At 72.2% G+C, this 19242-nt stretch carries 19 protein-coding genes; all 19 read left to right on the forward strand.

Annotation, left to right across the window (positions count from 1 at the left end; all coding sequences use genetic code 11):
- Window positions 1–29 precede the first annotated feature (29 nt).
- Window positions 30–659 carry an OvmZ protein gene (locus tag AB0472_RS30125; RefSeq protein WP_366360938.1) on the forward strand — a complete coding sequence of 210 codons (630 nt, stop codon included), beginning with the start codon at window positions 30–32 and terminating at the stop codon, window positions 657–659.
- Window positions 656–868: a hypothetical protein gene (locus AB0472_RS30130; protein WP_366360940.1), complete on the forward strand. Its 213-nt coding sequence runs from the start codon at window positions 656–658 to the stop codon at window positions 866–868. Before AB0472_RS30125 ends, AB0472_RS30130 begins: the two co-directional genes overlap by 4 nt.
- A 374-nt stretch (window positions 869–1242) precedes the next feature.
- Window positions 1243–1614, forward strand: a complete 372-nt coding sequence (locus tag AB0472_RS30135; RefSeq protein WP_220214763.1) for a dehydrogenase — start codon at window positions 1243–1245, stop codon at window positions 1612–1614.
- Window positions 1611–2621 (forward strand): ester cyclase, encoded by a 1011-nt coding sequence (locus AB0472_RS30140; RefSeq protein ID WP_366360941.1) that lies wholly within the window; start codon window positions 1611–1613, stop codon window positions 2619–2621. Before AB0472_RS30135 ends, AB0472_RS30140 begins: the two co-directional genes overlap by 4 nt.
- A gap of 97 nt (window positions 2622–2718) precedes the next feature.
- Window positions 2719–3129 (forward strand): nitroreductase family deazaflavin-dependent oxidoreductase, encoded by a 411-nt coding sequence (locus AB0472_RS30145; protein WP_366360942.1) that lies wholly within the window; start codon window positions 2719–2721, stop codon window positions 3127–3129.
- Entirely contained in the window at window positions 3126–3716 is a 591-nt protein-coding gene (locus AB0472_RS30150; protein WP_366360943.1) for an NAD(P)H-dependent oxidoreductase, read from the forward strand. The genes AB0472_RS30145 and AB0472_RS30150 overlap by 4 nt, the downstream gene beginning before the upstream one ends.
- Before the next feature lie 219 nt (window positions 3717–3935).
- Window positions 3936–5240, forward strand: a complete 1305-nt coding sequence (locus tag AB0472_RS30155; RefSeq protein WP_366360944.1) for a cation:proton antiporter — start codon at window positions 3936–3938, stop codon at window positions 5238–5240.
- 156 nt (window positions 5241–5396) lie between these two features.
- A complete protein-coding gene (locus tag AB0472_RS30160; protein WP_366360946.1) occupies window positions 5397–6056 on the forward strand; it encodes a hemerythrin domain-containing protein in 660 nt (219 codons plus the stop codon).
- A gap of 65 nt (window positions 6057–6121) precedes the next feature.
- A complete protein-coding gene (locus AB0472_RS30165; RefSeq protein ID WP_366360948.1) occupies window positions 6122–7591 on the forward strand; it encodes an MFS transporter in 1470 nt (489 codons plus the stop codon).
- Window positions 7592–7745: 154 nt separating this feature from the next.
- On the forward strand, window positions 7746–8666 hold the full coding sequence (locus tag AB0472_RS30170; protein WP_366360996.1) for a MarR family transcriptional regulator: 921 nt from the start codon (window positions 7746–7748) through the stop codon (window positions 8664–8666).
- Between the two features lie 184 nt (window positions 8667–8850).
- The gene (locus tag AB0472_RS30175) at window positions 8851–10566 is read left to right on the forward strand and encodes an FAD-dependent monooxygenase (protein ID WP_366360950.1); all 1716 of its coding nucleotides are present in this window, start codon (window positions 8851–8853) and stop codon (window positions 10564–10566) included.
- A 30-nt stretch (window positions 10567–10596) separates the two neighbouring features.
- Window positions 10597–11166, forward strand: a complete 570-nt coding sequence (locus tag AB0472_RS30180; protein ID WP_366360951.1) for a flavin reductase family protein — start codon at window positions 10597–10599, stop codon at window positions 11164–11166.
- Between the two features lies 1 nt (window position 11167).
- Window positions 11168–12931: a biotin carboxylase N-terminal domain-containing protein gene (locus AB0472_RS30185; RefSeq protein WP_366360953.1), complete on the forward strand. Its 1764-nt coding sequence runs from the start codon at window positions 11168–11170 to the stop codon at window positions 12929–12931.
- A gap of 27 nt (window positions 12932–12958) precedes the next feature.
- Entirely contained in the window at window positions 12959–13918 is a 960-nt protein-coding gene (locus tag AB0472_RS30190) for a hypothetical protein (RefSeq protein ID WP_366360955.1), read from the forward strand.
- Window positions 13919–13980: 62 nt separating this feature from the next.
- Window positions 13981–15438, forward strand: a complete 1458-nt coding sequence (locus tag AB0472_RS30195) for an FAD-dependent monooxygenase (protein ID WP_366360956.1) — start codon at window positions 13981–13983, stop codon at window positions 15436–15438.
- Between the two features lie 173 nt (window positions 15439–15611).
- Complete coding sequence (locus tag AB0472_RS30200) at window positions 15612–15941, forward strand: TcmI family type II polyketide cyclase (protein ID WP_366360958.1); 330 nt, start codon at window positions 15612–15614, stop codon at window positions 15939–15941.
- A complete protein-coding gene (locus AB0472_RS30205) occupies window positions 15938–17212 on the forward strand; it encodes a beta-ketoacyl-[acyl-carrier-protein] synthase family protein (protein ID WP_366360960.1) in 1275 nt (424 codons plus the stop codon). Before AB0472_RS30200 ends, AB0472_RS30205 begins: the two co-directional genes overlap by 4 nt.
- Window positions 17209–18417 carry a ketosynthase chain-length factor gene (locus AB0472_RS30210; RefSeq protein WP_366360961.1) on the forward strand — a complete coding sequence of 403 codons (1209 nt, stop codon included), beginning with the start codon at window positions 17209–17211 and terminating at the stop codon, window positions 18415–18417. Before AB0472_RS30205 ends, AB0472_RS30210 begins: the two co-directional genes overlap by 4 nt.
- 456 nt (window positions 18418–18873) lie before the next feature.
- Complete coding sequence (locus AB0472_RS30215) at window positions 18874–19146, forward strand: acyl carrier protein (protein ID WP_366360963.1); 273 nt, start codon at window positions 18874–18876, stop codon at window positions 19144–19146.
- Window positions 19147–19242 lie beyond the last annotated feature (96 nt).

Here is a 19242-nt window from a genome sequence, read left to right on the forward strand (position 1 = left end):
CACACGGACCGAGGATTCGGGGGATCCGAATGGAAGAGCCGGAGCGACTCACGGACGACCACGTCAGCCGCGACTGCGGCAGGCGCTGCGGCCGGATCTGCGTCCGCTGCCTGGACCGGATCGACGGCGGCCTGCGCAGCCTGCTCGACCTGTACCGGGAGAGCGACCAGGCACTGGTGCCCGGGGCGCCGGTGCTGCGCGAGCGGGTGAGCGGCAGCCGTGCCACCGTCGGCATCGTGCTCGACGAGCGGGCGCTCGCCGTACGGACCCGGGCGGCCGAGGTCATGGCGCTGTGGGCGCGGCTCGTCGTGGACGAGCGCACCGGCGCCCGGCCCGCCGGCCGCGGGGTGCCCGCGCTGGTCGGGTTCCTGCGCGGGCAGCTGCCCTGGTTCGCCGGGCACCCGGCGGGCGCCGACCTCGACGAGGAACTCGCCGAACTCCTCACGGACTTCCGCCACCTGCTCGGCCCCGGCCCGGTACGCCGGTTCGCCCTCGGCGCCTGCACCCGGCCGGAGTGCGCCGGGACGCTCTACGGCGTGCTGCCGGCGGACGGCGGCGGCCGGGTGCCGGACCAGGTCACCTGCGACGCCGGGCACGCACTGCCGCCGCGCCAGTGGCTGCTGGTCGCGAACCGGGCGCAGGAGGCGGTGGCGACATGACGGGCACGGGAGGCGGTGACGGGACGACCGGGCCGGCGAAGCCGCGCACGGTCCCGACGGAACTGGCGGCCCTCGCGATGGGCGTCACCCAGGCGACCATCCGCAAATGGGCCAGCCGCGGCAAACTCACCCGTCACGGCGGCCCCCGGCGGGCCGAGTACGACCTCGACGAACTGTTCGCGCTGGCGCGCAGGAACGAGACCGAATAGCCGGCGCGAGACCCTGCGGCGGCAGTGAATTCGGGTAACTCCGCGCTGCCGCAAGGAATTCACCGACCACCACCCGAAAGAATGCCGGATCCGTGCGGGGATCCGGTGCGAAGCAGCCCCCGCGGCCCGTCCCCCCTGCCGCGGGGGCTTCTTCGGTTACCCGCGCTGATTATCAACTCGCTTCATTTAAAGGAAAGTTGACGCATCCGAACAGAGGTGTCACACTCTTTTCGGCGCCCCCATGCCCTGACGGCGGCGGCGCTTCTCCCGGGCTTCTGTATGCGAGCCCGTGGCAGCCATACCGAAATCCGTGCCCCGACCCGGGGCGCGGATTTTTTGTTTTCCCTCCGCCCCGACTTGAGGAAGTGTGGTCGATGCCTGTTTCCACCTGGACACCCGTCGGTCAATGGACGGGTACGGTCACGCACGACGGCGAGGTGGACGAGTACACCGTCGCCTTCGCCCCGGACGGCTCGCTCTCGGTCACCACGCGCAAGAGCAGCGGAACCGGCGCCTGGACCGTCACCGGCGACGACTCGCTGGAGTTCTCCCTGCGCGAGGACTTCAACCTCGACGTCACCCAGATCAGCCCCAACGGCCACCGGGCCGCGTACATCCAGATCGACATCACCGCGCGGCACGACGGTGACGCGCTCACCGGCGAGGGCAAGGCCGTCGTGCACGGCCCCGACGACGTCGTGATCTACGCGACGGACGCCCGGACCGAAGCGCGCCGGGTGTCATGACGGCCGAGGTCGCCCGGCTCACCGACGTGCTGAACCTCCGGGACCTGGCCGGGCGCTATCTGGCCGGCCTCGACGAGGGCGGCTTCGACGAGACCTGGGCGAGGTCCCTGTTCACCGAGGACATCGAGATGACGTTCCCGGTGGGCAGCCACCAGGGCCTCGCCGGGGTGGCCGGCTTCACCACCGAGATCATGGCGCGCTGGGGCCGTACCCACCACCACGGCTCGGAGACCCAGGTCGACGTCGACGGCGACCGGGCCGAACTGAGCTGGAGCCTGATCGCCTCCCACGTGCACCACGGTTCGCCGCTGCCGCCGGATCCCACCCGGTACTTCCAGCTCGGCGGCCGCTTCACCGGCACGGCCCGGCGCACCCCCGGCGGCTGGCGGTTCGACCGGCTGCGGCTGCGGATCGTGTGGACGACCGGCGCCGTGCCCAGGGGCGTGACCCAGGTCGACCGGAAGACCCTCGACACCCGGGGAAACCCGCCCACTTCGGCGGCCGCTCCGGCGGCCACATCAGCAGAGGAGAACGCACACATGCCGACCACGCTCACCGCGGACCAGCAGAAGGAACTGATCGAGAAGGTCTTCCACGAGGGCCTGGACCTCGGCGACCTGTCGGCCGCCGACCGCTACCTCACCGCCGACTTCCGCAACCACGGCAGCCACGACGACTCCATGCGCGGCCCGGAGGCGTTCAAGCACACCATCCGGATCCAGCAGTCCGCGTTCAGCGACATCAAGTACGAGATCCTCGACTTCATATCGATGGGCGACAAGGCCGCCATCCGCTGGGTCATGCACGGCCGCCACACCGGCCCGTTCATCGGCATCCAGCCGACCGGGCTGCAGGTGCAGCACCAGGCGATCATCTGGTTCCGCTTCGAGGGCGACCGGATCGCCGAGCGCTGGGGCATCGTCGACAACTTCGCCCTGCAGAAGTTCCTCCAGTCCGGCGGCAAGCCGGTCGGCCCGCTGACTCCGGCGGGCAAGCCCGCGGCCTGAGCCGCGCCCGGCCCGCGTGGCCCGGCCCCCGTCGACGGCGGCGGGGGCCGGGCCACGCGGCCATGGAATCGACGTGCCCCACGGAGGGATCTGAGACATGCCGATCGACAGGAAAGTCGCCCGCTTCAACCGGCGGTTCGCCAACCACTTCGTCGGGCCGCTGTTCAGTCGGCTGCCCGGCTTCGGGAAGGTGCACCACCGCGGCCGCAGGTCGGGGCGTGAGTTCGCCACCCCCGTCAAGCTGTTCCGGCGCGGCGCGGACATCGTCATCACGCTGCCGTACGGGCCCGGCTCCGACTGGGTCAAGAACGTGCTGGCGGCGGGCGGTTGCGAGATCACCACACGTGGCCGCCGGATCCGGGTCACCGCGCCGGTGGTCTTCACCGACGACGGTACGACGAAGATGCCCGCCCTGACCCGGCGGATCCTCTCCCGGGTCGAGGCCACCGAGTTCCTCGCCCTGACGCCGGTCGGGGAACCGGCGCGGCCGCGGGCGGCCCGGCCGTGACCGCCGCCGGTCTGGTCACCCGGCCGGTCCGGGTGGCGGTGCTGGTCGGCTCCGCCCGCGACGGGCGGCTCGCCCCGGACGTCGCGGGCTGGTTCGCGCGGGTCGCCGCCCGCCGCGACGACCTGGTCCTGGACGTCGTCGACGTGGCCGAGCACCTGCTGCCGGCGAGCCTCGACGAGAGCGACCCGCGGGCGGCCGCGCTGCGGCCGCGGCTGGGCGGGGCGGAGGCGTACGTGGTCGTCGTACCGGAGTACAACCGGAGCGTTCCGGGCCCGCTGAAGACCCTCATCGACAGCTTCCAGGCCGAGTGGCAGGCCAAGCCGGTCGGCTTCGTCGGCTACGGCCTCGGCATGGCCGGCGGGGTGCGGGCGATCGAGCATCTGCGGCAGATCTTCGCCGAGTTCCACTGCGTGGGGATGAAGGACGTCGTGACGTTCCCGCGGGTGCTGGAGCACTACGACGCGGAGGGCCGCTTCGCGGCCGATGCCGACGGGGCCGAAGCCGCGGCCAAGCTGATGCTGGACCAGCTGAACTGGTGGGCCCACGCGTTGCGCGAGGCCAAGGCGGCCCGTCCGTACGGGACGTGAAAGTTCCGGCGCCGACAGCGCGCCCCGTCAGGGGCGCGGGGAACTGCGCGATCAGCCACATCGGACCTGTGGCCGGTCCATCACGGCTCGCGGCACTTCCTGCGCATCGCAGTGCCCCGCCTGGTTGTCGGGCCGCGCCCTCGGCGCCGTCGTGGCTGATCGCGCAGTTCCCCGCGCCCCCAAGAAATGAAACCTGGCCCCTCTTTACAGGAGAACGCCATGGCTGCCGCCGCCCCCGATCCGCTCACCCCGCTTCTCGTCGCCGTGCCCGTGGTGATCCTCGCCTGCAGGGCCGGGGCCCAGGTGCTCGGACGGCTCGGGCAACCCCCGGTCGTCGGCGAGATAGTCGTCGGCATCTTGTTCGGCCCGTCCCTGCTGGGCTGGCTCTGGCCCGGCGCCCAGGCGTGGCTGTTCCCGCAGTCGGCACTGCCGTACATCGGCGTGCTCGGGAACATCGGCCTGCTCGTGTTCATGTTCCTCGTCGGACTCGAACTCGACCTGAAGTCCCTGCGCGGCCACAGCAGAACGGCCGTCGCCGTCTCCCAGGCCGGGATCGCGCTGCCGCTGCTGCTGGGCACGCTGCTCGCCCTCGGCATGTACGGCGACTTCGCGCCGTCCGGCACCGCGAGGCTGCCGTTCGTGCTGTTCATCGCGGTGTCGATGAGCATCACCGCGTTCCCGGTGCTGGCCCGGATCCTGACCGACCGGGGCCTGTACCGGACCCGCGTCGGCGCGCTCGCCATGGCCAGCGCGGCCGTGGACGACGTCAGCGCCTGGTGCCTGCTGGCCGCGGTGGTGGCGGTGACGAAGAGCCACTCGCCCCTGGAGGCCCTGACCACCGCCGGGTACGCGCTCGTCTTCGCCGCCGTGATGTTCCTCGTCGTACGGCCGCTGCTGGCCAGGTGGGCCGCGCGGGCGGAGCGCCGGTACGCCGACGCGGTCGTGCTGGTGGTGCTGTTCAGCGGGCTGAGCCTGGCCGCGTTCGCCACCGACCGGATCGGGGTGCACGCGCTGTTCGGCGCGTTCCTGTTCGGCGTGGTCACCCCGCGCGGCAGCCGGCGGATCGAGGCCACCGCGGCTCGGATGCGGGCCTTCGCGGTGCCGGTGCTGCTGCCGCTGTTCTTCGTCAGCACCGGTCTGAAGACCGACGTGGGGCTGCTCGGCGGCAGCGGTACGCAGTGGCTGTGGGCGGGGGCCGTGCTCGCGGTCGCCGTGGCCGGCAAGTGGGGCGGTGGCACGCTCGCAGCCCGGCTCTCCGGCCGGGACTGGCGGGACTCCATGTCGCTGGGCGCGCTGATGAACTGCCGTGGCCTGACCGAGCTGATCGTGCTCAACATCGGGCTGGGGCTGGGTGTCATCGGGCCGGAGCTGTTCACCGTCCTGGTGCTGATGGCGCTGCTCACCACGGCCATGACCACGCCCGCGCTGACCTGGATCCGCAAGGGGATCGACGAGGAGACCGGGCGGGAGGCGGCCGGAACCGGCCAGGACGAGCCCGCCCTGGAGATCGCGAGAACCCGCTGACCTGCGCCTGCGGGCGGGGCAGCGGCGTCAGCCGCCGACCGGCGAACAGTTCCGGCCCTGATGGTTGGAAGATTGCTAGTTGGAAGCTTGATGGATAAGCAGGTTGACGATACTCTCGCAGTACGACGAAGCAGTGAGGCAGTGAGGGAGAGAGCGATGAGCCAGGACTTCAAGAACCTCGACATGACGATGATGTTCGCCATCCACGACGCGCTCCGCCGCGAGCTGGAGCGGATCGCCCGGATCACCGCGCGGGTCGACGAGGACCCCCGGCACGTACTGAGCACGGCGGTCGGCTGGGAGCTCTTCAAGAAGTTCCTGACCGTCCACCACATCTCCGAGGACGTGAAGATCTGGCCGGTCATGGAGACCGCGCTGGCCGGCCAGGGCTCCGAACTGGCCCTGCTCGCCGACATGGAGGCCGAGCACGGCGTCATCGACCCGCTGCTCGCCGACATCGACGCCGCCCTCGCCGACCGCGACTCGGGCCTGGAGCGCCTGACCGGCCTGACCGACACCCTCTACACCAAGCTCGGCGCCCACCTCGACCACGAGGAGCGGGACGCCCTGCAGCTGATGGACATCACGCTCTCCCAGCAGCAGTGGCAGGACTTCTCCGCCGAACAGCGCACCCGGATCGGCGACGACTCCGCCCGCTACCTGCCCTGGATGCTCGACGACATCGACGCCGCGAAGGTCGCGAACATCCTCGGCAAGATGCCCGAGCCGCTGCGCAACGCCTACGAGAACGACTGGCGCAAGGCCTACGAGGACCTCGCCATCTGGACCCCCAGGACCGCCACCACCAGCCGCTGACCGGATCCCGCGGGTTCCGCTCCGCGCGACACCCCCCAACCCTGAGACAGACACGGAGACATCTCATGTCGCTGCAAGACCGCACTCAGGCCGTCCCCAAGGCCGCGGCCCCGCCGCAGCAGGACGGCAGGCTCGGACTCGCGTTACTCGTGATCGCCGCGGCCCAGCTCATGCTCGTCCTCGACAACACGATCGTCGCCGTCGCCCTGCCCAGCATGCAGAGCGCCCTCGGGCTCAGCGAGTCCGGCCTCGGCTGGATCGTCACCGCCTACGCCCTGGCCTTCGGTGGTCTGCTGCTGGCCGGCGGCCGCGCCGGTGACCTCTTCGGCCGCCGCCGGGTCTTCCGCACCGGACTGGTCCTGTTCACCGCCGCCTCGCTGCTCGGCGGCCTCGCCCAGAGCGGCGAACTGCTCATCGCCGCCCGCGTGATCCAGGGCGCGGGCGCCGCCATCGCCGCCCCCACCGCCCTGTCCCTGCTGGCCACCACCTTCCCGGCCGGCCCCGCCCGCAACAAGGCGCTCGGCGTCTACGGCGCGATGGGCGGCCTCGGCTCGGTCGTCGGCCTGCTGCTCGGCGGCGCGCTCACCGAGTACCTGAGCTGGCGCTGGGTGATGTTCGTGAACATCCCGATCGCCCTGGCCGTCCTGTTCGGCACCGGCGTCCTCGTCGAGGGCGAGCGCGAGCGCGGCAAGGTCGACGTGCCCGGCGCGCTCACCGCCACCCTGGGCTTCGGCTCGCTCGTCTACGCCATCAACCGCGCCGGCGACAAGGGCTTCGGCGACAGCGTCACCCTGACCGGCCTGGGCGCCGCGCTCGTCCTGATCCTCGCCTTCGTCCTGATCCAGCGCGCGAGCAGGGCGCCGATGATCCCGCGCGGGGTGCTCGCCGACCGGAGCCGCGTCGGCGCCAACGTGATCATGTTCCTGGTCGGCGCGGGCATGCTCGCCACCTTCTACTTCCTGACCCTCTACATGCAGCTCGTCAAGGGCTACGCCCCGATGGTCACCGGCGTCGCCTACCTGCCCTTCGCCCTCGGCATGGGCATCGCGGCCGGCGGCGTCGGCCCGCAGCTGCTCGCCAAGCTGCCCGAGCGCAACGTGATCGCCCTCGGTCTGCTGATCGGCACCGCCGGCATGGTCTGGTTCAGCTTCATCGAGCCCGGCCAGACGCCGTGGGCCGCGCTGCTGCCGGCCCAGCTGGTCGCCGGTCTCGGCCTCGGCATGGTCTTCGTGGCCGTCACCATCGTCAGCGTCCGCGGCGTCGCCCCGCAGGCCACCGGCGCGGCCTCCGGCCTGGTCAACACCGCCCAGCAGATCGGCGGCGCCATCGGCCTCGCCGCCCTCGCCGCGGCGGCCACCGCCATCACCGACCACGAGCTGCCGGGCAGCCTCCCGCACGCCCTCACCACCGGCTACTCCTACGGGTTCCTGCTCGGCGGCGGCCTCTACCTGCTGGCCCTGATCGTGGCCCTGGCCACCCTCCCGGGCACCCGCCCCCAGCAGCAGGACGCCGAGCACCCGCCCGTCGCCCTGTGACCGACCCCGGCGGCCCCGCCCTGACCACTGCGGGCGGGGCCGCCGGTTCCCCGGTACCGGCGCCGCGCCGGTACCGGTGCCGGTCGGGGGCCGTCGATATACTCGGGCAGGAGGTGCTGTCTTGCGGTACGAGAGCGACGACGATCGCGGTCCGGTGACCCGGACCGAGCAGACCGCGGAGGTCCCCGGCGTCCTCCCGGACGCGCTCACCGACTTCATCGGATACCTCCTGCGCCGCGTCTACGCGCAGTTCGCCGCCACCGACGACGGCGGTGACAGCGACCCCCGCGACTTCCTGGTCCTCGACGCGCTCACCGGCCGCGACTGGGAGTCCCAGCTCGACCTCGCGGAACGGCTCGGTATCAACCGCACCATCATGGTCGGCGTCATCGACCGCCTGGAGGCCCGCGACGAGGTCCGGCGCACCCGCAACCCCGACAACCGGCGCCAGTACGTGCTCTCCCTGACCGACCGGGGCCGCGAGGCCGTCGAGGCCAGCCGGCGGGCGGTCGCCGAGCGGGACGCCCGGCTCACCGCCGTGCTGACGGACGAGGAGACCGCCCGGCTCGACGAGCTGCTGGCCCGGCTGCTGCCCGAGTCCGCGCAGCCCCTCGTGCAGGGCACCGAGTACCTGGTCGGACAGGCCCACCACCGGCTGCGCAAGCACGGCGACGACAAGCTGGCCGGCACCGGCCTGCGGGTGCGGCACTACGGCCCGCTGTCCGCCCTCGACGTGCTCGGCCCCATCGCCCAGCAGCGGCTCGCCGAACTGCTCGCCATCACCGGGCCCGCCGCCTCCCAGCTCGTCGACGAACTCGTCAGGCTGGGCCTGGTGCGCCGCGGCCGCGACCCGCACGACCGGCGCCGCTACGCCCTCGAAGTCACCGACCTCGGCCGCGAGCAGCTCGGTGTCGTGGCCCGGGCCGTCGCGGGGCTCGCCGCGGACGTCTCCGCCATGCTCGGCCCCGGCGGCGAGGACGAACTGCGGGAACTCCTGCTGAAACTCCTGGCTCCGACGCATTCCGGTCCGGCATTCTCCGACACCGCCAAGTCATCCGTCCCCGCCAGGGGTTGACCCTCTGGCCAAAGGATGTCACGCTTAATTCAGCGGATACTCCGTGCCGTTTTCCAGATCCTTTTCCAGATCTTTTTCCAGGCTCTTCGTACCGCCCTTCCGAATTTCCTCCGGAAGGGCCGCGAGGGGCCTTTTTTCATGCTGATTTCCCGTTGCGCACCGCCCCTCGACGAAGGAGACAGTCATGGTCGCCCAGAAGACCGACGGCGCGCCGGAACCGGCGCGCATACCCGAGGACATGACTTTCGACGTCATCATCCTCGGCTCCGGCCTCGCCGGCTCCGTCACCGGTGCCGTCCTGGCCAGGCACGGCGCCAAGGTGCTGCTGGTCGACGCCGCCGCGCACCCGCGCTTCGCCATCGGCGAGTCCATGACCCCGCAGCTCGTGGAATGGATCCACATCCTCGCCGAACGCCACGACATTCCCGAGCTGAAAAGCCTGGCGAGTGTCGAGGCCTCCACCCGTGACATCGGCCCGACCTTCGGCACGAAGGCCCACTTCGGCTTCATGAAGCACGAGGTCGGAAAGGAGCCGAATCCGCGCGAGGCCACTCAGCTCGCGCTGCCGAAGATATTCCACCAGAACAGCCACATGTTCCGGCAGGACAGCGACTCCTTCATGTTCCACGTGGCCGTCAAGTACGGCTGCACCCCCCGTCAGAACTGGCGTGCGAACGAGGTCGACTTCGACGACGACGGTGTCACCGTCCTCGGCCGCAGCGCCGCCCCCGGCGCCGAGCCCGAGCGGTACCGGGCGAAGTACCTGGTGGACGCCTCCGGGTTCCGCTCCCCGCTCGCCGACAAGTTCGACCTGCGGGACAAGCCCACCGCCCGCTTCAAGCACCACTCCCGCTCGATGTTCACGCACTACGTCGGCATCAAGCGGTTCGACGACGTCAGCGGCCACCCCCAGGACCTGCGCCCGCCGGCCGACTGGCACACCGGCACCATGCACCACCTCATCGAGCGCGGCTGGTTCTGGATCATCCCCTTCGACAACCACCCCAAGTCCCGCAACCCGCTGTGCAGCGTCGGCCTGACGATGGACGAGCGCACCTACCCCAAGCCCAAGGACCTCACCCCGGAGCAGGAGTTCCAGTCCTTCCTCGACAAGTACCCGGCGGTGAAGCGCCAGTTCGACGGCGCCACCCGGGTCCGCGAGTGGATCTCCACCGACCGGCTGCAGTACTCCTCCAAGCAGACCATCGGCGACCGCTGGTGCCTGATGTCCCACGCGGCCGGCTTCCTCGACCCGCTGTTCTCCCGCGGTCTGTCCAACACCATGGAGGTCGTCGACGCGCTCACCTCCCGGCTGATCCCCGCCCTCAAGGACGGCGACTTCTCCGCCGAGCGCTTCGCGTACGTCGAGCGCGTCGAGCAGGGCCTGCTCCAGTACAACGACGACCTGGTCAACAGCTCCTTCATCGCCTTCTCCCACTTCCGGCTCTGGAACGCGGTCTTCCGGGTCTGGGGCTCCTTCATCACCCCCGGCACCATGCGGCTGACCCGGGCCCGCCTCAAGCACTTCAAGGACCACGACACACGCCACTTCGACGAGCTGGAGAAGGTGGCCCACCCGGGGCTGTGGTGGCCGCAGAGCGACTCCTTCAAGCGGATCCTGGAGACCACCGCCGAGACCTGCGAGAAGTACGAGGCCGGTGCGCTCACCGGCGACGAGGCCGCCGACATCGTCTTCGGGCTGCTCAAGGAGTCCCCGGTCGTCAACCCGGTCTTCGGCTGGAAGGACGAGGAGCGGCGGTTCATCTACCCCTCCACGCTGACCATGGCCCGCTTCCTGTACTGGGCCTCCGTCGAGGCCCCCGCCGAGATGAACAGCGTCGGCCGCGAGTTCCTGCTCGGCATCCTCAAGGCCGGTGCGAAGGTCCGCAAGCTCCTCTGACCACTCCAGCCCAGCCAGAAAGGGATGCGCATGTCCGCAGCAGCGCGGTCGCTGACCCGCGCCGAAGAGACCCGGCCCGTCGAACCGCTGGATCTGCGCCGCGTGTGCGGCCTGTTCACGACCGGCGTCACGGTCATCACCACCGGCCCCGACGGCGACGCGGACGGCACCACCGTCAACTCGTTCACCTCGGTCTCGCTGGACCCCCCGCTGGTGCTGTTCTGTCTGCACCACCAGTCCCGGCTGCACACGCTCCTGGAGCGGAGCGGCGGGTTCACGGTCAACTTCCTGTCCGGACGGCAGCAGCCGCTGGCCCGGCACTTCGCCGGCCGCCGGGCCACCGCCGCCGCCGGTGTCTTCGAGGGCGTCCCGCACCACTTCACCGGGGACGGGCTGCCCGTGCTCAGCGAGGCCCTCGCCCACCTGACCTGTACCACGGTCGACGTGCACACCGCGGGCGACCACGACATCGTCATCGGCGAGGTGGTGGAACTGGGTGTCCCCGAGCACGGCCTGGAGCCGCTGATCTTCTTCGACGGCTCCCTGGGCCCGCTGGAGACCGGCACGGACCGCTTCCAGCACGCCCGGCAGGCGTCCTGACATGCGCAGGGTGCTCATCGCCAACCGTGGCGAGATAGCCGTACGCGTCGCCAGAGCCTGCCGGGACGCCGGGATCGCGAGCGTCGCCGTCTACGCGGAGCCGGACCGCGACGCCCTGCACGTCCGGGTCGCCGACGCCGCCTTCGCCCTGGGCGGTGACACCCCGGCCACCAGCTACCTGGACATCGGGAAGGTGCTGCGGGCCGCCCGGGAGACCGGCGCGGACGCCGTCCATCCGGGCTACGGGTTCCTCTCGGAGAACGCGGAGTTCGCGCAGGCGGTCCTGGACGCGGGCCTGACCTGGATCGGCCCGCCGCCGCAGGCGATCCGCGACCTGGGCGACAAGGTGGCGGCCCGGCACATCGCCCAGCGGGCCGGTGCCCCGCTGGTGGCCGGCACCCCGGACCCGGTCTCGGGTGCCGACGAGGTCGTGGCCTTCGCGGAGGAGCACGGCCTGCCGATCGCCATCAAGGCGGCCTTCGGCGGCGGCGGACGCGGCCTGAAGGTCGCCCGCACCCTGGAGGAGGTGCCGGAGCTCTATGAGTCGGCGGTGCGGGAGGCGGTGGCCGCCTTCGGGCGTGGGGAGTGCTTCGTGGAGCGCTACCTGGACCGGCCGCGGCACGTGGAGACGCAGTGCCTCGCGGACCGGTACGGCAACGTCGTGGTCGTATCGACCCGTGACTGCTCGCTGCAGCGCCGCCACCAGAAGCTGGTGGAGGAGGCTCCGGCACCGTTCCTGACCCCGGAGCAGACCGCCGAGCTGTACCGGGCGTCCAAGGCCATCCTCAAGGAGGCCGCCTACGAGGGCGCCGGCACCTGCGAGTTCCTGGTCGGCCAGGACGGCACGATCTCCTTCCTGGAGGTCAACACCCGCCTCCAGGTCGAGCACCCGGTGACCGAGGAGGTCGCCGGCATCGACCTGGTCCGCGAGATGTTCCGGATCGCCGACGGCGAGGAACTCGGCTACGACGACCCGGAGCTGCGCGGCCATTCCTTCGAGTTCCGGATCAACGGCGAGGACCCGGGCCGGGGTTTCCTGCCCGCCCCGGGCACGGTGACGGTCTTCGAGCCGCCGTCGGGTCCGGGCGTACGGCTGGACGCCGGTGTGGAGCCGGGCAGCGTGATCGGGCCGGCCTGGGACTCGCTCCTCGCCAAGCTGGTCGTCACCGGCCGCACCCGCGCCGAGGCGCTGGAACGGGCCGCGCGGGCGCTCGACGAGTTCCGTGTCGAGGGGATGGCCACGGCGATCCCCTTCCACCGCGCGGTCGTCAGGGACCCGGCCTTCACCGGGGACCCCTTCCGGATCCACACCCGGTGGATCGAGACCGAGTTCGTCAACGAGATCGAGGCCTTCGACGCGACACCGGCGGCCGGTTCCGCATCCGAGGAGACCGGTCGCGAGACGGTGGTCGTCGAGGTCGGCGGACACCGGCTGGAGGTCTCGCTGCCCGCGGTGCTGGGAAGGGTGCCGGACCGCACGCTCGTGGGGGCGGCCGCCGCGCCCCGGTCCCGCCGCCGCAACTCCGGCGGCGCCGCGCCCGCCGCCTCCGGGGACACGCTCACCTCTCCCATGCAGGGCACCGTCGTCAAGGTCGCCGTGGCCGAGGGACAGGCGGTCGAGAAGGGCGACCTGGTCGTCGTGATCGAGGCCATGAAGATGGAGCAGCCGCTCACCGCACACCGCTCCGGCACCGTGACCGGGATCGCCGCCGAGGTGGGCCGGGCTCTCGCCGCCGGCGCCGCGGTCTGCGACATCAAGGACTGATCCAGGACCCACCGAGGACTGATCGCTTTGGCAGCACTCACCTATTCCGACGCCGTGAACGGTGCCCTGGAGCGGCTGCGTTCCGTGGGGTACGAGCACGGGCGCAGCTTCGTCAACCACGCACCGATGGCCGCCGAGGCCCTGGCCCACATGGGGTACGCCGACGAGGTGCCCGGCTGGGTGGAGGGCCATCTGCGCAGCCACACCTTCCACGACGTGCCCGAGCGGCGGTTCACCCTCGACCCGGCCGACGAGGCCGACTGGCGGCAGGCGCTCGGCGAGTTCGGCCGGGTCGCCGACTGGACCGCCCTGTTCGAGCGCGAACTCGCCGAGGGCGAGTGGACCGATGTGCTGGCCCGCTGGTGGCCCCGGCTGCTGCCCGGCATGTCCGGGGTGCTCACGCACGGGGTGATCCGCGCCGCGCACGCGGTCCGGACGGTGGTGACCGCCGGCCCCGGCAACCGCCTGCAACTGGCCGAACTGGCCCAGGGGCTGGGGTACTGGGCGGCCCGGTACTCCGAGGGCGGGGTCGTGGTCCCGGACCATCCGGGCGACGGCGACGGCGGCGGGGACGGCGGCGGGGACGTCGTACGGGCACTGGACGAGCTCGTCGCCGAGTTCTCCGGGATCTACGCCACGCTCTCCCTCCCGCACCCGATCCCGCTGATCCACTCGGTCACCGGGCCCGCCGCCGTACGGCTGGTGGTGGAGCACCTGCCGGAGGAGCAGCGGTGGCCCTCGTACCGGGTGGCGCGGGCCGTCAGCCGAACGATGCTCGACTGGTTCCACGCCGTGCCCCGCCCCGCGGCCCAGCTGCCGGAGGTCCCCGACCCGGCCGCCCTGTTCGCCGAGGCCGTCCGGATCGGCGACGAGCACGCCATCAAGCTCGCCGAAGTCGCCGTACGGCACGAGGCGCTGGCGCCCGACCCGCGGCACGCGGCCGCCGCGTACGTGGCCAACCGGGCGATCGGCCGCCTGTACCGCTGACAGTTCGTCTTCGCCGACGGTCTCCCCGACGGGGCCGTACGGAACCGTTCCCGAGGAGTGTCATGGACGCACAAGTCATCGTCGTGGGCGCCGGTCCTGCCGGCATGATGCTCGCGGGCGAGCTACGGCTCGCGGGCGCCGACGTCATCGTCCTGGAGAAGCTGCCCGCGCGCACCGGAGAGTCGCGCGGCCTCGGCTTCACCGCCCGCACCATGGAGGTCTTCGACCAGCGCGGACTGCTGCCCCGCTTCGGCGACATCGAGGTCAGCAACGTGGGCCACTTCGGCGGCCTGCCCGTCGACTTCGGCGTCCTGGACGGCGCCCACCAGGCTGCCAAAACGATCCCGCAGTCGGTCACCGAGACCGTCCTGGAGGAGTGGGCCGGCCGGCTCGGCGCCGACATCCGGCGCCGGCACGAGGTGCTGTCCGTCAAGGAGAAGGAGGACAGCGTCGAGGTCGAGGTACGCGGCCCCGAGGGCGTGCACCGGCTGCGCGCCGAGTACCTGGTGGGCTGCGACGGCGGCCGCTCGACCATCCGCAAGGCCGCCGGGTTCGACTTCCCGGGGACGCCGTCGACGCTGGAGATGTACCTGGCCGACGTGCGCGGCATCGAGCTGGAGCCCCGGATGATCGGGGAGACCCTGCCCGGCGGGATGGTCATGGTCGGGCCGCTGCCCGGCGGCATCACCCGGCTGATCATCTGCGAGCGCGGCACCCCGCCGCAGCGCCGTGAGAAGCCGCCGACCTGGGCGGAGGCCGCGGCCGCCTGGCAGCGGCTGACCGGCGACGACATCTCGCACGCCGAGGCGGTGTGGGTGTCGTCGTTCGGCGACGGCACGCGGCTCGTCACCGAGTACCGGCGCGGCCGGATCCTGCTCGCCGGCGACTCCGCGCACATCCACCTGCCGGCCGGCGGCCAGGGCATGAACACCAGCATCCAGGACGCCGTGAACCTCGGCTGGAAGCTGGGCGCGGTGGTGCGGGGACGGGCGCCGGAGACGCTGCTCGACACGTACCACGACGAACGGCACCCGGTCGGTGAGCGGCTGATGATGAACACCCGGGCGCAGGGGCTGCTGTTCCTGTCCGGGCCCGAGGTGCAGCCGCTGCGCGATGTGCTGAACGAGCTGATCCGGTACCCGGAGGTCGGCAGGCACCTGGCGGCGATGGTGTCCGGCCTGGAGATCCACTACGACGTCGACGGGGGCGCTCACGCGCTGCTGGGCCGGCGGTTGCCGAACGTGCCGCTCGCCGGGCACCGGATGGTGGCCTCCAGCACCGAGGCGCTGCGCGCCGGGCGGGGTGTGCTGCTCGACCTCGCCGACAACGAGCGGCTGCGGGAGCGGGCGTGGGCCTGGCGGGACCGGGTGGACGTGGTGACGGCGGGCGCGGCCGACGGCTCGCTCGCGGGTACCACGGCGGTGCTGGTGCGGCCGGACGGGTACGTGGCGTGGGCGGCGCCGGGCAGTCACGCGGATCTGCCGATGGCCCTGGAGCGATGGTTCGGGCCCGCGCGCTGAGGCAGCGCCGCGATCCGTAGTCCATCGGCTGCAGCGCCGTCGTGGCCGGTCGCGCAGTTCCTCCCCCAGCCTCCGGCCGGGGGTACCCCCAGCGCCCCTGAAGGGGCGCTGTCGCGTGCGCCCATCGATACGTTCGCGCCCCCTGAAGGGGCGCTTTTCCTTGAGGAGTTCTCATGCACAGCACTTTGATCGTGGCCCGGATGGAACCGGGGAGCAGCGCGGACGTCGCACGGCTCTTCGGGGAGTTCGACCGGACCGAGATGCCGCACCTGATGGGCACCCGGCGCCGGGAGCTCTTCGCCTACCGCGGGCTGTACTTCCACCTCCAGCACTTCGACACCGACAACGGCGGTGAGCTGATCGAGGAGGCCAAGAGCGACGCGCGCTTCGTGCGGATCAGCGAGGACCTGAAGCCGTTCATCCAGGCGTACGACCCCGCCACCTGGCGGTCTCCCGCCGACGCGGTCGCCACGCGCTTCTACGACTGGGAGGGCCGGGCGTGAACGCCAGGCGAGTGGTCATCACCGGGGTCGGTGTCATCGCCCCCGGCGGTGTCGGCACCAAGAACTTCTGGAACCTGCTCAGCGAGGGCCGCACCGCGACCCGCGGCATCACCTTCTTCGACCCGTCATCCTTCCGGTCCCGGGTCGCCGCCGAGGTCGACTTCGACCCCGAGGAGCACGGGCTGAGCCCGCGGGAGATACGGCGGATGGACCGGGCGGCCCAGCTGGCCGTCGTCAGCGCCCGCGAGGCGCTCGCCGACAGCGGGCTCGACCTGTCCGGTGCCGACCCCTACCGGGTCGGGGTCACCATCGGCAGCGCGGTCGGCGCGACCATGGGGCTCGACCAGGAGTACCGGGTGGTCAGCGACGGCGGCCGGCTCGACCTCGTCGACCACACCTACGCCGTCCCGCACCTCTACAACTACCTGGTGCCCAGCTCGTTCGCGGCGGAGGTCGCCTGGGCGGTGGGTGCGGAAGGCGCCGCCACGGTGGTCTCCACCGGCTGCACCTCCGGGCTCGACTCCGTCGGGCACGCGGTGGAGCTGATCCGGGAGGGCTCGGCCTGCGCGATGATCGCCGGCGCCACCGACGCCCCGATCTCCCCGATCACCCTGGCCTGCTTCGACGCCATCAAGGCCACCACCCCGCGCAACGACGACCCCGAGCACGCCTCCCGCCCCTTCGACGGCACCCGCAACGGGTTCGTGCTGGGGGAGGGGTCGGCCGTGTTCGTCCTGGAGGAACTGGAGGGGGCGCGGGCGCGCGGGGCCCACATCTACGCCGAGATCGCCGGGTACGCCTCCCGCTGCAACGCCTTCCACATGACCGGGCTGCGGCCCGACGGCGCGGAGATGGCCGAGGCCATCACGGTCGCCCTCGACGAGGCGCGCCTCGCCCCCGAGGCGATCGACTACATCAACGCGCACGGCTCCGGCACCAAGCAGAACGACCGGCACGAGACCGCCGCGTTCAAGAAGAGCCTCGGCGACCACGCCTACCGGACCCCGGTCTCCTCGATCAAGTCGATGGTCGGGCACTCGCTCGGCGCGATCGGCTCCATCGAGATCGCCGCGTCCGTCCTCGCCATGGAGCACAACGTCGTGCCCCCGACGGCCAACCTGCACACCCCCGACCCCGAGTGCGACCTGGACTACGTCCCGCTCACCGCCCGTGAGCACCGCACCGACGCGGTGCTCACCGTGGGCAGCGGGTTCGGCGGCTTCCAGAGCGCGATGGTGCTCGCCCGACCGGAGAGGAGCGCGGCCGCATGAGCACGCGGACCGTGGTGACCGGGCTCGGCATCGCCGCGCCCAACGGCCTTGGCACGACCGACTACTGGGCGGCCGCGCGCGCCGGGAAGAGCGGGATCGGCCGCATCACGCGGTTCGACCCGTCCGGGTATCCGGCGAAGCTGGCGGGCGAGGTGCCCGGGTTCCGCGCCGCGGAGCATCTGCCGAACCGGCTGCTCGCCCAGACCGACCACATGACCCGGCTCGCGCTCGTCGCGACGGACTGGGCGCTGGCCGACGCGGAGGTCACTCCGGCCGACCTGCCCGCCTACGACATGGGCGTCGTGACCGCCAGCTCCTCCGGCGGCTTCGAGTTCGGACAGGGGGAGCTGCAGAAGCTGTGGAGCCAGGGCAGTCAGTTCGTCTCGGCATACCAGTCGTTCGCCTGGTTCTACGCCGTCAACAGCGGCCAGATCTCCATCCGCAACGGCATGAAGGGCCCGAGCGGGGTCGTCGTCTCCGACCAGGCGGGCGGCCTCGAGGCCCTCGCGCACGCGCGCCGGCAGATCCGCAAGGGGACGCGGCTCATCGTCTCCGGGGCGATCGACGCGTCCATCTGCCCGTGGGGGTGGGTGGCGCAGCTCGCCAGCGACCGGCTGTCCACGTCGGAGGAGCCGGACCGGTCGTACCTGCCGTTCGACTCCGCGGCGGCCGGGCACGTGGCCGGCGAGGGCGGCGCGATCCTGATCCTGGAGGCCGAGGAAACGGCCGTACGGCGCGGTGCCCGGGTGTACGGGGAGATCGCGGGGTACGGCGCGACGTTCGACCCGGCGCCGGGGAGCGGGCGGCCGCCGGGGCTGCGCAAGGCGATCGAGCTGGCCCTCGCCGACGCGGGCGCCGACGCCGCCGACGTGGACGTGGTGTTCGCCGACGCGGCGGCCGTGCCGGAGCTGGACCGGGTGGAGGCCGATGCGATCGCTGACGTGTTCGGGCCGCACGGGGTGCCGGTGACGGCGCCGAAGACGATGACCGGGCGGCTGTACTCGGGGGCTGCGCCGCTGGACGTCGCGACGGCGCTGCTCGCCGTCCGGGACGGGGTGGTACCGGCGACGGTGAACGTCTCGCCGGAGGCCGGCTACGACCTCGACCTGGTGGTGGGGGAGCCGCGCCGGACCGAGATCCGGACGGCGCTCGTGCTGGCCCGCGGGTACGCCGGCTTCAACTCGGCGATGGTCGTGCGCGCGTAGCTCCGCAGGGGCCGACGCCGTGTCGCGGCTGCGGCCCGGTGGGGGCTGGTCGCGCAGTTCCTTCTCCAGCCTCCGGGCGGGGGTACCCCCAGCGCCCCTGGCGGAGCGCTGCAGCCGGGGCTTCCAGTCGTGCCGCCCGTGCCCGCAGGGTCCGGCGCCGTGTCGCGGCTGCGGCCCGGTGGGGGCTGGTCGCGCAGTTCCTTCTCCGGCCTCCGGGCGGGGGTACCCCCAGCGCCCCTCACGGGGCTTTTTGGCCGCGGGCAGTCGTGCCGCTGGGGCGGCACGGGTGGGCGCGGGCGGCGCCCGGCAAGCGCCGGTGAGCGTCCCCACCCCCCGGCCCCAGCTTCCCCCCGCAAACAAAGAGACCCGCCCGTCCTCCCGGCCCCCTCCTTCTCTCCCACGTCCGGGGTCGGGAGGGCGGGCGTTTTCATCCGTAGTCGTGAAAGGAAGATCACCGTGGCCACCCAGTCCTTCACCCTCGACGACCTCAAGCGGATCCTGCTGGAGGCCGCCGGCGCCGACGAGGGCGTCGATCTCGACGGCGACATCCTCGACACCGACTTCGAGGAGCTCAGCTACGAGTCCCTCGCCATCCTGGAGACCTGCGGGCGCATCGAGCGGGAGTACGACATCACGCTGGACGACACCGTGGTGACCGAGGCCAAGACGCCCCGCGAGCTGCTCGCCGTCGTCAACACGCAGCTCGGTGACGTCACCGCCGCTGCCTGACCCCCCTCCGGCGCGGGGGCCGCCGCCCGCCCGCCCGGCCCCCCCGCCCCCCCCCCCCCCCCCACCCGGCCCCCGCCCCCCCCCCCCCCCCGCCCC

This window comes from Streptomyces sp. NPDC086777, from assembly GCF_040702065.1.
In the GTDB taxonomy this organism is placed as follows: Bacteria; Actinomycetota; Actinomycetes; order Streptomycetales; family Streptomycetaceae; genus Streptomyces.

What these genes read in the sequence shown, in the direction of transcription:
- AB0472_RS30165 (WP_366360948.1), top strand. Translation starts at nt 6,122, where the DNA reads ATGTCGCTGCAAGACCGCACTCAGGCCGTCCCCAAGGCCGCGGCCCCG.
- AB0472_RS30140 (WP_366360941.1), top strand. Translation starts at nt 1,611, where the DNA reads ATGACGGCCGAGGTCGCCCGGCTCACCGACGTGCTGAACCTCCGGGAC.
- AB0472_RS30125 (WP_366360938.1), top strand. Translation starts at nt 30, where the DNA reads ATGGAAGAGCCGGAGCGACTCACGGACGACCACGTCAGCCGCGACTGC.
- AB0472_RS30195 (WP_366360956.1), top strand. Translation starts at nt 13,981, where the DNA reads ATGGACGCACAAGTCATCGTCGTGGGCGCCGGTCCTGCCGGCATGATG.
- AB0472_RS30175 (WP_366360950.1), top strand. Translation starts at nt 8,851, where the DNA reads ATGGTCGCCCAGAAGACCGACGGCGCGCCGGAACCGGCGCGCATACCC.
- AB0472_RS30180 (WP_366360951.1), top strand. Translation starts at nt 10,597, where the DNA reads ATGTCCGCAGCAGCGCGGTCGCTGACCCGCGCCGAAGAGACCCGGCCC.
- AB0472_RS30210 (WP_366360961.1), top strand. Translation starts at nt 17,209, where the DNA reads ATGAGCACGCGGACCGTGGTGACCGGGCTCGGCATCGCCGCGCCCAAC.
- AB0472_RS30130 (WP_366360940.1), top strand. Translation starts at nt 656, where the DNA reads ATGACGGGCACGGGAGGCGGTGACGGGACGACCGGGCCGGCGAAGCCG.
- AB0472_RS30145 (WP_366360942.1), top strand. Translation starts at nt 2,719, where the DNA reads ATGCCGATCGACAGGAAAGTCGCCCGCTTCAACCGGCGGTTCGCCAAC.
- AB0472_RS30185 (WP_366360953.1), top strand. Translation starts at nt 11,168, where the DNA reads ATGCGCAGGGTGCTCATCGCCAACCGTGGCGAGATAGCCGTACGCGTC.
- AB0472_RS30160 (WP_366360946.1), top strand. Translation starts at nt 5,397, where the DNA reads ATGAGCCAGGACTTCAAGAACCTCGACATGACGATGATGTTCGCCATC.
- AB0472_RS30155 (WP_366360944.1), top strand. Translation starts at nt 3,936, where the DNA reads ATGGCTGCCGCCGCCCCCGATCCGCTCACCCCGCTTCTCGTCGCCGTG.
- AB0472_RS30135 (WP_220214763.1), top strand. Translation starts at nt 1,243, where the DNA reads ATGCCTGTTTCCACCTGGACACCCGTCGGTCAATGGACGGGTACGGTC.
- AB0472_RS30200 (WP_366360958.1), top strand. Translation starts at nt 15,612, where the DNA reads ATGCACAGCACTTTGATCGTGGCCCGGATGGAACCGGGGAGCAGCGCG.